The 13,431-nt window shown below is 56.1% G+C and carries 9 protein-coding genes and 1 other annotated feature; of the genes, 4 read left to right on the top strand and 5 right to left on the bottom strand.

The window, feature by feature from the left end:
* Positions 1 to 566 precede the first annotated feature (566 nt).
* Complete coding sequence (locus F1379_RS11240) at positions 567 to 2,450, bottom strand: arginine--tRNA ligase (RefSeq protein WP_150269502.1); 1,884 nt, start codon at positions 2,448 to 2,450, stop codon at positions 567 to 569.
* Positions 2,451 to 2,494: 44 nt separating this feature from the next.
* Positions 2,495 to 2,717: a binding site (T-box leader), on the bottom strand.
* Positions 2,718 to 2,985: 268 nt separating this feature from the next.
* Between F1379_RS11240 and F1379_RS11235 the strand changes: the two genes are divergently transcribed.
* Entirely contained in the window at positions 2,986 to 3,354 is a 369-nt protein-coding gene (locus F1379_RS11235; protein WP_150269500.1) for a hypothetical protein, read from the top strand.
* Between the two features lie 32 nt (positions 3,355 to 3,386).
* Complete coding sequence (locus F1379_RS11230; RefSeq protein ID WP_150269498.1) at positions 3,387 to 4,907, top strand: exosporium glycoprotein BclB-related protein; 1,521 nt, start codon at positions 3,387 to 3,389, stop codon at positions 4,905 to 4,907.
* 111 nt (positions 4,908 to 5,018) lie between these two features.
* Here F1379_RS11230 and F1379_RS11225 read toward each other — a convergent pair whose 3' ends face one another.
* The 4 genes from F1379_RS11225 to F1379_RS11210 form a co-directional block, all read right to left on the bottom strand.
* The gene (locus F1379_RS11225) at positions 5,019 to 8,309 is read right to left on the bottom strand and encodes a DEAD/DEAH box helicase (protein ID WP_203457084.1); all 3,291 of its coding nucleotides are present in this window, start codon (positions 8,307 to 8,309) and stop codon (positions 5,019 to 5,021) included.
* A gap of 299 nt (positions 8,310 to 8,608) precedes the next feature.
* A complete protein-coding gene (locus F1379_RS11220; protein ID WP_150269493.1) occupies positions 8,609 to 9,301 on the bottom strand; it encodes a TetR/AcrR family transcriptional regulator in 693 nt (230 codons plus the stop codon).
* Positions 9,302 to 9,360: 59 nt separating this feature from the next.
* Entirely contained in the window at positions 9,361 to 10,410 is a 1,050-nt protein-coding gene (locus F1379_RS11215; protein WP_150269491.1) for an ABC transporter permease, read from the bottom strand.
* Entirely contained in the window at positions 10,407 to 11,138 is a 732-nt protein-coding gene (locus tag F1379_RS11210) for an ABC transporter ATP-binding protein (RefSeq protein ID WP_150269489.1), read from the bottom strand. Before F1379_RS11210 ends, F1379_RS11215 begins: the two co-directional genes overlap by 4 nt.
* 202 nt (positions 11,139 to 11,340) lie before the next feature.
* Here F1379_RS11210 and F1379_RS11205 point away from each other — a divergent pair, with 202 nt between their 5' ends.
* Together F1379_RS11205 and F1379_RS11200 are read left to right on the top strand one after the other, a co-directional pair.
* The gene (locus tag F1379_RS11205) at positions 11,341 to 11,781 is read left to right on the top strand and encodes a hypothetical protein (RefSeq protein ID WP_150269487.1); all 441 of its coding nucleotides are present in this window, start codon (positions 11,341 to 11,343) and stop codon (positions 11,779 to 11,781) included.
* 195 nt (positions 11,782 to 11,976) lie between these two features.
* The gene (locus F1379_RS11200; protein WP_150269485.1) at positions 11,977 to 13,386 is read left to right on the top strand and encodes a TolB family protein; all 1,410 of its coding nucleotides are present in this window, start codon (positions 11,977 to 11,979) and stop codon (positions 13,384 to 13,386) included.
* Positions 13,387 to 13,431 lie beyond the last annotated feature (45 nt).

Raw genomic sequence — 13,431 nt, 5'->3', positions numbered from 1 at the left:
GTAAGGAAGGGCATCGCAATCAGCCCGGAGGGCTGTATCCCTTTCTTCTGGGACGTAAAGACAGCCGCACCGATGGGAAGGCTGTTTTGCGTACAGGGGGAGAAGCCCCGGAGGTTAGTTGGAGCATCCGCATCGTAAGAAAGGGCATCGCAATCAGCCCGGAGGGCTGTATCCCTTTCCTCTGGGAGGTAAAGACAGCCGCACCGATGGGAAGGCTGTTTTGCGTATGGGGGATTCCAGCCAGGGTGATAGTTGTATTTGGTACAACTATCTGGCGGCACTTTTTCGGAAAGCAGAGGATAACTGTATTCTGTACAATTATTTTTAATGTTTTTCCCCGAATATAGGGTTTTTGACGATTTTAAATGCAGGAAATGCAACTAAAGTAAATTTATGCTCTTTTACAGTGCATTTAGTTGTATAGAATGCAATTATCGGCTCCAGCTTGTCGCGAAGCTCTGAAGGGTCCCAGCCTATACAGTCCATGCGGACAAATTAGGTAATACGCTGCCGATTATCATACAGCAGCACGAAGCTCTTCGTCCAAACAACAGCGCTCCAGATTCCTACATCCGCTCCGGCAGCGGCAGCCCGAGCACCTCAAGCGCCTCGCCCAGGGTGCCCTGGAATTTGCCGGTGAGCCAGAGACGGAACGCGACGGTCGTCTGCTCTCCCTTCAGAATCGGGCAAGCCGAGTAGAAGTTGTTGAACAGCGAAGCCAGCGTATGGGCATAATTGCACAGCGTGTTCGGGGTCAGGCTGCGGCTGGCGGCGAGCAGGGTGTCGTGCCAGATGCTGAGCTGTCTCAGCAGTGCCAGCTCAGCCGGTTCAAGCTGTTCCGGAAAGGGGACAGGTGTTGCCAGGTCTTCCGCCGGGAGTCCGGACTTGCCGAGCACACTGCCTGCACGCGCATACGTGTACATAAGATACACACCGGTATTGCCGGAAATCTCTGTAGCCTGCTCGAAGTCAAAAATCACCTCGGTTCCCAGGTTGAACCGCAGCAGATAATAACGTATAGCGGCGATGGCGATCGCCCGGCTGGAGAGCCCGCTTTTGTCAGAACGGGTAGTCTCAATAGTCTTCTCCATGTACCCGATCAGCTCCGTAACCTTGATGCCGATGCCCTGGCGGCCGGACATGGCGTAGGAGCTCTTGCCGTCCGAGATATCCATCCCCAGTCTTGCTGCGGAGGCCGGGCTGAGCGAAACTACACCATAGCTGACATGATGAAGCTGCTCTGCCTGTGCATGATATCCTAATGACTCCAGCGCTTGCTTGACGACAGCCTGCGGGTATTCTTGTCTGTAGTCGATCACGTTGATTACTTTGTCCGCATGGCCGTAAGATTTGCTCTGGCCGTTCAGGCCGGTCGTCCACAGCCCCGTTTGAAACTCGCTGTACACGAAATCCTTGCTCAGCAGACCGAATTTCCAGAGATGGTAAGCAATGTCCTTGGCCGTATAGGTCAAAATGCCGTTCGAACGTACCAGCACCTTATCCTTCAAATGCTCCTCAGTCTCTTCGCCAGCCGGATCACCGGCCGTGTGCTTCAGAATCCAGCAGCCAGCCAGCTTGCCTTCCTGCTCCTGCACGAAGCCATCTGTATTCTTCAGCAGCTCAAATGCCGCCGACCAGAATCCTTCCCTTACAATACTGCTTTCCCATACTAACAGATCATAGTCAATCCCGAAGTCGTGCATCTCTGCCACATGCTCACGGACGATCCGTTCGGCAACCAGTTGACCCAGCCAAGCCGTATTGTTGCCCCCTTGCTCCAGCGCATGGAGAATCTCCGTCCGCTTCTGGACAGTCTCGGGCTGCTGCGCGTACTGCCTGTTGACTCCGGCGTAAATATCCCAGCAATAATCACCAAACCGCCCATGCTCCCCTGCAAGCGGAACATTCAGCAAGCCCACCACCGTATCGGCGAGCTGATTGCCGAGGTCATCCACGTAATTGTGCACTTCCACCTCATAGCCGGTTTTGCGGAGTAGGCGGACCAGTGTGTCCCCGATACAGGAATTACGCAGATGCCCGATGTGCATAGATTTGTTGGGGTTCACACTCGTGTGCTCGACGACTACTTTTTGCCCAGGAGTTGCCGGAAGCTCATAAGAACGGGCTGTCTCCGAAGTATGGGCTACCCACTCGGGCCAGTTTATATACAAGTTAATGAACCCCGGGGCTGCGATATCGATCCGGTCGACCAGATCGCGCACAGCCTCCTGCCGGCGAAATTCCGCTGCGATGAGCTCAGCAATAACGGACGGCGCTTTGCGGAGTACCTTGGCGAGCTGCATCGCAATATTGCTCGAATAATCCCCGAACTCGGGATTGGCGGGTTGTTCAAGGGCAATAGCGGGGGAAGTGTCAATGTTTGCTCCCAAATGCTGAAATACTTGCTGCACACTTTGCTGCAGGGCTGTGACAATAAGCTGGCTTACCATGAAAGACTCCTCCTCTAAAAATATGACAAAAAGGCCCCCGTCTCAAAAGAGACGAGGGCCTTTAGCGCTCGCGGTACCACTCTCGTTGCCGGATGTGCATCCGGCCGCTCGACGGGAATAACGGTCCTTAGCCGGGACTTCCTACAGTAAAGGTTCAGAAGTCCATCTCCCGGGTGCGCTTCACAACCTGTCCTGTACCGGCTTTCACTGTTCCGGCTCGCTGCAGACTAGGCTCAGGATCGTTACTCTCCCGTTCATCGAATGTGGATCAATTTTTTCCAGTATAACGAATTTGCCGCAGAAATCAATAGGGCAGTAGCTTTCTGTGAATCTAGCAGAGCCAATCATGGAGGTCTCTGCTCTAGGTCGAAAGTGAATTTTAGTGTGCGCTTGCAGATTTAACGAACGTTCTGTCTTCTGTCCACACCGCTGGCTGCACCGGAGAATATGATGAAATTGTGCGATTCAATATAGGTCGCGCTAGAATCAGAGTTTCAGATGTTCTGAAGCAACAGCAGGAAGGAGGAGGAAAGGGATGTCCATCATTTCGACCGGCCCCATTGAGAATAATCCAGTCGCCGGAGTCAGACCGACACAAGTGGTCACTGTAAGACTGGTATCCCGGGCCGCAGTAGAAGCAATATCGGTGGTTATTCAGGGTTATGTGCTGAATGGAACAAGAACAGTGTATGTCAGTGAGACTGTGAATCTTGCCCCGAATGAATCGCTTCTCCGTAATTATTATGCCGACTTGAACGGCTTTGAGTTTGTGTTCAATACGGGCGAGACAGATGATCAATTGCTCGGAATCTCTGTATGGGGCAAGCAAAACACCGGAGAGCTGACTACAGCCCACCGCATCGTCACGCATGAGCATATATTTGCAGAACCGGAAGGCATTTAACTTAAAACGGTTAGATAAGGAGAGTTGCATTCATGAGTTTCCTATCGACAGGTCCAATTGAAAACAACATGGTCGGCGGAGTCAGACCCACTCAGCAGGTTACCATCCGGATTGATAACCGCAGCAACTCCGTTGCTTCGTCTGTATCAGTGCAAGGGTATTACTTAAGCGGCGGAGTACGTAACCTGTATGTCAGCGAATTTTTGAATGTCAATCCGAATCAGGTGATTACAGCCAGCTATTTTGCCGATTTGGATGCGTTTGAGTTTCTGTTTCTAACCTCGGGAGACAACGATGATCCTGTTCAAATTTCCTTATGGGGAAAAAGCAGCACCGGCGCCCTGGTCACCGCCCATCGGCTGGTTTCCGCCGAACTGCTCGGCGAAACCGTACTGGGGGTTACCGGTGCCACAGGTGCTACCGGACCTGCAGGGGCAACCGGTCCGACAGGTCCGGGAGGCGGCGCTACCGGCGCAACGGGAGCCACCGGCGTAGCAGGCGTAACCGGTGCGACGGGAGCCACCGGCGTAGCAGGTGTAACCGGTGCGACAGGAGCCACCGGTGTAGCAGGCTTGACCGGCGCAACGGGAGCCACCGGCGTAGCAGGCGTGACAGGCGCGACGGGAGCTACCGGTGTAGCAGGCGTAACCGGCGCAACGGGAGCCACTGGTGTAGCAGGCGTGACCGGCGCAACGGGAGCCACCGGCGTAGCAGGCGTAACCGGTGCGACAGGAGCCACCGGCGTAGCAGGCTTGACCGGCGCGACAGGAGTCACCGGTGTAGCAGGCGTAACCGGCGCAACGGGAGCCACCGGCGCAGCAGGCGTAACCGGTGCGACAGGAGCCACCGGCGTAGCAGGCGTGACCGGGGCGACGGGAGCCACCGGTGTAGCAGGCGTGACCGGCGCGACGGGAGCCACTGGTGTAGCAGGCGTGACCGGGGCAACGGGAGCCACCGGCGTAGCAGGCGTGACCGGTGCGACAGGAGCCACCGGTGTAGCAGGCGTAACCGGTGCAACAGGAGCCACTGGCTCAGGAGCCATTATCCCTTATGCATCCGGGCTTCCGACAACACTAACCACGGTGCTGGGCGGATTGCTTAACACCTCCGGCCTGGTCGGCTTCGGCAATAACGTTGCCGGAATTTCCGTCGCCGGCGGTACGATCGATCTTACCGGCGCGGCTGGCACCTTGCTGAACTTCGCTTTCTCGGTGCCGCGGGCGGGTACCATTACTTCACTCGCCGCCTATTTCAGTACGACAGCAGCAATCGCCCTGGTAGGCTCCACGGTAACCCTTACCGCCCAATTGTTCCAGTCCACCACGCCGAATAACACATTTACCGCTGTGCCCGGCGCACTTGTAACATTGGCGCCGCCGCTCACTGGCGCTATTGCACTCGGCACGATCAGCAGTGGCCTTACCAGCGGGCTGAGCATTCCGGTGACCGCCGGAACACGTCTCCTGATGGTGTTCTCGGCTTCGGTAACCGCCGGCCTGGATGTGGCTACCACGGTAGCGGGATATGCCAGCGCGGGTCTTACTATCGCTTAAGCCGGAGAACCGGATCAAAGAACGAAATAACTTCACACAAAAGGGACCGGCGCATCGGATGTGCCGGTCCCTTGTTTGTATCATTTGCAGCAGGACGATTTCTATCTTGGCTCAGAGCATCAGAATCTCCCGGATATCCTGCTCGCTGAAAGAGGACAGGCTTTCATTGCCCGGCTTGATCACTTCGTCGATCAGCTGCTTTTTCTTCTGCTGCAGCTCGACCATTTTATCCTCAACCGTTCCCTGGGCCACCAGGCGGATGACCTGTACGACCTTCTTCTGCCCGATCCGGTGTGCCCGGTCTGCGGCTTGCTGTTCGACGGCCGGATTCCACCAGAGATCGTATAGAATGACGGTGTCCGCTCCGGTCAGATTCAGTCCGGTGCCGCCCGCTTTCAGAGAGATCAGAAACAGATCGCGCTCCCCTTCATTGAACCGGTTGCAGCGCTCCACGCGCTCGGGGGAAGGTGTATCACCATCGAGATAGAAGAACGGGATGCCCAGCATTCCCAGCTCGCGGCCAATCAGGTCCAGCATACCGGTGAACTGTGAGAACACCAGCATCCGTTTGCCGGAGCTGCGGCATTCCTCAATGATCTCCAGCAGCTGCGCGAATTTGCCCGAGCCGCCGGCGTAGTCGTCCAGGAAGAGCGCCGGATGGCAGCACAGCTGACGCAGCCGGGTCAGGCCGGCCAGCACCTTGATCCGCGCATGTCCGAAGCTGCCGTCGTCCAGATGCTTCAGCGCTTCCTTCCGCAGTCTGACGAGGTAGGCTACATAGAGTTTTTTCTGCTCGGGGAGCAGCTCGGAGGCCTGCACGGATTCGATTTTGTCGGGAAGCTCCTTCAGCACATCGCTTTTGAGGCGGCGCAGCAGGAAGGGCTTGGCCCGCTTGGCAACCGTTTCCCGGGGTAGATCGTGGAATTCCTTCTTGCCCGGGAACAGGCCCGGCATCACCACATTGAAGATCGACCACAAATCCTCGAGCGCATTCTCCACCGGAGTTCCGGTGAGCGCAAACCGGTAGCTTGCCTGCAGCAGCGTGACCGCTTGGGCGGTCTGCGTCTCATGGTTCTTGATCATCTGCGCCTCATCCAGGATCAGGGTGTGAAAATGGCGCTTGGCATATAGCCCGATATCCCTGCGCAGCAGCGGATAGGAAGTGATAATCACATCATGGGCCGCTGTATTGCGGATCGTCCGGCTTCGCTGCGTAACGTTGCCGTCGGCGATGGCGGTGCTTATGCCGGGGGCGAATTTGCGCAGCTCGTTATGCCAGTTATAGAGGAGGGAAGCGGGAGCTACAATCAGCGCGGGCCTTCCGCTTGTCCGGATGTCCTCCAGCTCGGATAGCAGGAAGGCGATGCTCTGCAGCGTCTTCCCCAGCCCCATATCATCGGCGAGAATGCCCCCGAAGCGGTAATGGGCCAGCGTCTTCAGCCATTGATAGCCGTATTGCTGATAATCCCGCAGTACCGGAGCCAGGGACTCCGGCAGCGGAAAATCAAGATTCTCCGGATTCTCCATATTGGCCAGCAAGCGCCGGAACGACCGGCCGAGGGCAACCGCACCGCCCTTGTAATCCTCCGCCTTGAGCTGCAGGGCGCGCAGCAGCGGCAAGGGATACCCGGTGCCGGGAGTCAGGTCGCCGGCGTGGACGCCCAGCTCATTCATCAGCCGGATGACCTCCTGCAACTCCTCGCCTTCCAGCGGCAGCAGCGCCCCGTCAGGGAGACGGTAATACCTGCGCTTTTCCTGCAGCGATTTCAGTACCGACACTACCTCGGATTCAGGAATGCCCGCCATGGTGAACTGAAATTCCAGCCAGTCTGTCTTTTCATTCCAGCTCAGCTTCGCTATAGGCAGGGCATTCCCTGTATATAGCCTGCTCTTGACCGCCGAGGTGGCATAGACCTCCAGCAGCGGCTCCAGCTGTGGAATGGTGTGGTGCAGGAAATCGAATTCGCCCTCTTCGTCGCTCATGACGTATCCGCTCTCCGTCTGAACGAACGCCTGATGCTCCATCAGCTCCAGAATCCGCCGCTCGACAGCGCCGTCGCGCACAAGGATCACCTGTTCGCCCCGTTCATAGGTTCTTTGGTCGAGCGGATTGAGCACCACATCGCCGTACTGGAATTCCAGTCCGGCCAGCAGCCTGTCCCTGATCCGGTCCAGATAGAGGCGTGCCCGCAGCGGCGATTGCACAATCCGGCCGAAGATCCGCTCAGCGATCTCAATCCGGCCCAGCCGCTTCAGGCCCGGCAGCACACCTTCCATGAAGGATTCCATTTGCTCAGGGGCAATAATGAGCTCATCCTTGCGGGAACCGGCCAGCATCTGCTTCAGTCCCGCCAGGCGGCGGACATCCGTCTCCGGCAGCCGCAGCAGCTTTCCTTCCGCGGCCAGCAGTCCGTAATCCTCCAGCACCGTGATTTTGGACAAGCCCTGAATTTCCAGCAGGTACCCCTCGCCCTCGGCCTCATTGAAATGGAAGCTGAGCGGGGGATATTCCGCTGCAGGGTGAAGACCGGTTATTGCCGTTCCATCCAGCTGCATAGAAGCGGCGGATACCGCGGACAATGCCGGGAGCAGCCGCTCCCAGAAGAACGGCGGGATGGGCAGGAGACGCTCCGTTCCCAACATGCCCGCGCCGTTAGCAGGCTGCGCTTCCCGGTACACCTGTTCATTGTCCAGAACCTCCAGCAGCAGCTTCAGGGCGCTGTCATCCTCCTTGCCAAAGCTGTGCCGCGCCGGGTCATAGCTGAAATGCTCGCTGAATACAAAGCAATCCCCGCGCTGAACAGCTCCCAGAAAAGCCCGGATCTTCCGGACAACGTACAGCCGCTGTTCCCCCGCCTTCAATTCCACGCCGAGCATTTGGCGGCCGCGGGCGAAGGATACCGGTCTTACGGTGAATTCAACTTGTAGGGGAGTTCTGGAATCCATATAAGTTCCCGTGCCGCTGGGCCGCTGCCGGGTACCTCCGAATATCTCCAGCATGCTGCTTACCAGTTGGCTGCTGCCGGCAGCCGACCTTGCGGCAGCGGAGCCCGGACCGGAGACGCCGGATGCGGGCCGTTCCCGGTCCTCCGCCTTCCGGACATCATCGGCATGAAGGATGCCGACCAGACCTCCGGCGATATGCTTGCAGAACGCGCCTCCGTGAACATAAGCCGGACAGGTGCAATCTCCGCTGACATCACCGTCGCTGTCCACCGCAAGCGCCACCTCGCAGACCTCAAGGCCGGTAATCTCGGCCCGGTATTTGGAATACTCCAGCTTCTCGTTATGCTCTGCGTAGATCAGCTGAACCTTACCTGATATATAATAAGCCAACCCTTGCTCGTAGGCCTCCCGGCCGCACAGCAGCCGGATCACCCGTTCGGGTACATGATAACCCACTATACGCTCACTTCCTTATCCGCCTAAACTTGGCCGACGATCCGTAATCCCTGGTTATATCCTCGTCAACCATCCGTAACCACGCTCAATGTCTTTATCATATCAGAACAGATGTGCGCTTCAAAGTCCAAAGCAGCGCTTCTTGCCCGTCGGTTTTTTTTGCCAAAATAAGATCTGTAGGCTGCGAATTCGGATCGGCATCTGAAGCGAGGCAAACGGCAGCCCAAAAAGCCATCCTCAGGCTTATGCCGCAGGATAGCTTTCTGGAGTTCTTGCCGTGTGTAAGCTTCTATCAAGCCTCAGGACTGATCGCTTTGCGGCTCGCCGATACCATGCAGAATAAAGTCTATCAACCATTCGATTTCCTGTTCATCATTCCAGTCGTGGTCAGGCATAAAGAGCAGGCGTGTCAGCAAAAAGCCGATAATCGAGGAAATGGTGAACCGCAGCAGCGGCGGGGTGGGAACGGCCCTGATTTCGCCCTTGGCTTTAAAATGCTCCGTAATGGACGTGACGCGCTCCAGCACCTTACTTGTCACATTCTCCATAAACTGCTCCCGCAGCACGGGCTGAAACGGTATCTCCTGAAGCAGAATGCGCAGGATATTGAAATGCTCCTTGGAGAAATCCAGCCGGTTATGCATGAAAGCCCGCAGAAACTCCTCATAGCTGCTTCCCGGCTCATCCAGCACGCCGCCAAATTTGCGCATCACAAACGGAGCGACCATGCGGCTCATCGTTCCGCCTACAATCGAGAGCAGCAGGTCTTTTTTTGTTTTGTAGTAACGGAAGATCGTGCCCTCCGCCACCCCCGCTTTGCGGGCGATTTCGCTGGTTGAAGCGGCAGAATATCCTTTTTCGGCAAAAATCTCGATCGCCGCCTGCACGATGGCAAGCTGCCTTGGCGTCATCTCTTCCTCCCGGCCCAGATCGAGCAGTTCCTTCATCCATTCTTCTTGCTCCGGCCCTCCGGCGGTGCCAGTCTTCTCCATGTCAACAGAACCTCCACAAGTACGGGCTTTTTGTTAGTTTACCATAGGCGCAGTCCAAGTTACATTCGGCGGTGCTTGCGGAGAGCGAGGACGTTCAGCGCCATGAACAAGAGAGAGAAGCCCAGGAGGATCATCACATTCAGCGAGATTGCGCTCCAGCCCTTGCCCCGGATCATAATGTCCATCAGCGCCTCGGAGCCGTAGTAGATCGGGGTCAACAGACCAAGCCGCTGCAGCCAGAGCGGAAGTGTATCGAGCGGGAACAGCCCGCTGAGAAAAATTTGCGGCACGATGACCAGCGGGATGAACTGGATCATTTGCAGTTCATTGGCGGCGAAGGCGGAGAGCAGGGTTCCCAAGGTAAGCGCCGTCAGCGCCATCAGCAGGGTAATCAGCAGAACATACATGAAGCTGCCGGCCATCATGATGCCCAGTACCTTGATGGAGAACCAGGAGATGAGCAGCGCCTGCAGCACTGTGAAGAGTCCGAAGCCCAGCACATAACCCAGTACAATTTCCCGGCGCTGCAGCGGAGTGGAGAGCAGCCGCTCCAAAGTGCCGCTGGTCCGTTCACGCAGGAGGGAGACGCCGGCGATCAGAAAGACGAAGAAGAACACGAACACCCCGATCATGATCGGGCCGTATCGGTCAATGGTCTTCATCTCTTCCGCGCCGTACAAATAACTGATCTCGGGTCTAACCGGCGCGTCTTGAAGTCCGCCGGCAGCCTCAGCCGGTTCCGGCTGCGAGAACAGGTCCTGCAGCACCACCAGCACCGCCTGATTGGCGGCCGGATTGCTGCCTTCCAGGATGACCTTGGGGCCAGCAGCTTCCAGCTTGATGAAGGCGTCAATCTCACCGCTACGGAGCGCTGCGTCTCCTTCGGCGGCATCTGAGTATGTAGTAATATCCACATCCAGGCTGGCAAGCCTGTCTGCGTACAGCACCATACTCTTCTCCAGCCCCAGCTTCGGTGTATATTTATCGCCATTAAAGACGAGGTTCATCAGACTGAGTACCAGCAGCGGTGCTATGAACATCAGGGCCATGGTCCGCTTGTCATGAATGAATTGCCGGAGGATTCGCAGGGCAATTGCACGGATTCTCATGGGCGGGCACCTCCGTAATACAGGAATGCTTCCTCTAAGGAAGCTGCACCGGCAGCCTTTAGCACTCCTGCGGGGGTGTCTACCGCCAGAAGCCGGCCTTCCCGGATCATTGCCAGACGGTCGCATTTCCCGGCTTCATCCATGACATGGGTCGTCAGTACGATCGTCGTGCCCTTGCGGTTCAAGCCTTTAAGCTCCGTCCAGATCGCCTGGCGCAGCAGCGGATCAATGCCGACCGTGGGCTCGTCAAGCAGCAGCAGCGGCGGCTCGTGCAGCAGGGCGATAGCGAGGGAGAGGCGCCGTTTCATTCCGCCGGAATACTGGTCCACCCGTTTGTTCAGATGCTCCTGCAGGTCCACAAGCTCCATGACGTCGCCGATCCGGCGTGTACGGTTGCCGTCCTTCAGACCATACAGCGCGGCGAAGAACTCCAGATTTTCTTTGGCGGTTAATTCGCTGTACAGTGCATCGGACTGGGCCATATAGCCGATTTTTTGCAGCACGGACAGCTTGGGCATTGTTGTTCCGAGCACCCGGACCTCGCCGGTAGTTGCTTCATCAATGCCGGCCAGCAGCTTCACAAGAGTCGTCTTGCCCGAGCCGGAAGGCCCAAGGATGCCAAAAGTTTCCGCACCCTCCACCTGAAGGCTGATATCGCGAAGCACCTCTTTTTTCCCAAAAGCCTTGCCGACATGGCGGACGGATAGCACAGGATGAACCACGTTCATGCCAATCTCCTCGCTTCTTTCAGAGTATGAGTGAGCGCTCACTCATTATAATAGTGCCGCCAGACTATGTTGTAAATGAAATTGTTCGCCGAAGAATATTTTAAATTTTACATAATTGATTGCGCTGGGAAGTATTGGGTTAATTAAGGGTAGCTGTGTATCGCTCGGTTACCTGATTTCATTCATTGAAGGAGGTTCATTGATGGCTGTTCGCTTAGGAAGTCTTATTCCTCTGGTATTAATAACGGCATCGCTTAGTGCCTGCAGTACAGCCGCCAAGGAGGCAGGCGTATCCCATTTCAGTACCTTGCCGGAATCTGTGAGTACGGAGGCTCCGTATCTCCCGAAGGATCTGCCGATACCGCTTGAGGCGGGCATTACTTTTACGGAAGCGAAGCTGGTAGACGGGAAGAAATCTGCGATGCTGATCTATGAGACCACGGAGAGCATGACCCTGCTGGGCAGTACATATCAGAAATATATCGGCGAGAAGCAATTGGAGCACGGCACCTTGATCGTAGAGCCGGATAATCTCCTGATTCGCGGCAAAGTATCCGGCAACTACTCCTACTCCATCATTGGCAGCAGCTCCGCTGTCCAGCCGGGGGATGCCGAAATTATTGTCACCTGGATGGAGAATTGACAGGTATGCTGTGCGATTAGTTCAATTTTAAGGCAAGTTTAACATGGAATTTACTTTAGGGCCGACCTCCGGGTATTTTGGAGGCGGTCTTTTGTTTTACTTAATATTTCCATAACATTCCTCCGCAACAGATTTCACATTCGTGGATGAAAATAACAGTAGCAGTTACCTATACGAAAAGGGTGAATCGAATTGATGAAAAGTAAATGGTTCAGTGCGGCTGTAGCCAGTGCACTTCTTGTAACGGGGGGAGCGGGCAGTATTTTGGCTGCAGAGAGCACGGTCAGCGCTGCCGCTGTCAAAACTGCGGTGAAAGTGGGCTCGGCGACATGGACGATTAACGGTGCTCCGGTCACGCTCAGTACCATTGACAGCAGCGGATATAAGTTGTACTCGCTCAGCCAGGTTGCCGGAGAACTCGGCGCCAAGGTGGTGGCAGGCGCTAACGGTTACGAACTGAACGACAGCAAGGGCCTACATAATGTACAAATTCGGACAGGCCAAACCAGCTATGTGGTAGACGGGGAATCCCTGCAATTTACCGCGGTTCCTGTCATTCATAACGACAAGGTTTATGTGGAGCTGACGAAGCTGGTTACCGCACTTGGCGGCGAGCTGGACAGCACGGCAGGAACCATTCTCAGCTTTGCCCGGCCGGAAGGACAGTTCGATACCCTTAGCTGGAATGCCGGCGGCAGCCTGATTGCTTCGAAGAGCGATGCTGAAGCCGCACTGCTCTATAAATTTGACAGTATTCCCGGCAATTACGAATTATTCTCTTCCGACGACAGTGCACCTGGCTTCGCCGTTTCCGCCGACCAGCAGTGGGGCGCATTCAGTGACGAGAACGGCCAGCTTCAATTGATCAACCTGAACAGCGGGGCGATCAAAGCGCTCGGCAGCGATACCACCGTGAAGACGGATCTGGTCTGGTCAACGGACGGCAAGAACATCTACTTCGTCCAGGGCGACAAGCAGGAGAAAATCGCTAAAGTAAACGTAGAAACCGGTGCGATTTCCAGTGTCCTGGCCGACAAAGTCGAGAACAAATCCGAACTGCGCGTAGCCGCCGATCAGAAGAGCATCGTGTACATCGTTAACGTTACCGGTGTGGCCAAGAACGATGCCGACAGCACGGAAGATTCCTTGACCGTGGACTTCAGCAAAGCGGGAGAGCAGCTGTACAAGCTGGATCTGACCGTCAAAGATGCCAAGCCGGCCGCACTGACCACCTCGCTTGATAACAAGCTGTATCCTGAGATTCTGGGCAGCGGTGTCGTCTACCTGAGCGCTGATCCGGAAGGCTCGGCAGCCAATGTCCTGAAGTCGATTGCCGCTGACGGCACGGCTTCCACTATTGCTCTGAATGCCGAAGCGAACTGGGCAGCGCCGGTTACCGGCGGGCTCGTCGTATCCGGATTGACTGCGGACGGCAGCACTGTGATTTACTCCGTTACTCCTGCAGGTACCGCAACAGAGCTGTACCGCACAGCTGAGGATGTATCCGAGGTAGCGGTAAGCCATGACGGCAGCAAGCTGGCAATCGTCAGCGATGGCAAAGTGTTCCTGATCCAGAACGGCAAGGCACTACAAATCACGAAATAAGCATTCACAACATTAACGGCGTAAACCGCCGGAAGGAGAATTCAA

Origin of the sequence: Paenibacillus tepidiphilus (assembly GCF_008635795.1) — a bacterium.
GTDB classification, from domain to species: Bacteria; Bacillota; Bacilli; order Paenibacillales; family Paenibacillaceae; genus Paenibacillus_AQ; species Paenibacillus_AQ tepidiphilus.
The sequence above is the reverse complement of the archived record's forward strand: the minus strand, read 5'-3'. Positions and strand labels throughout refer to the sequence as shown.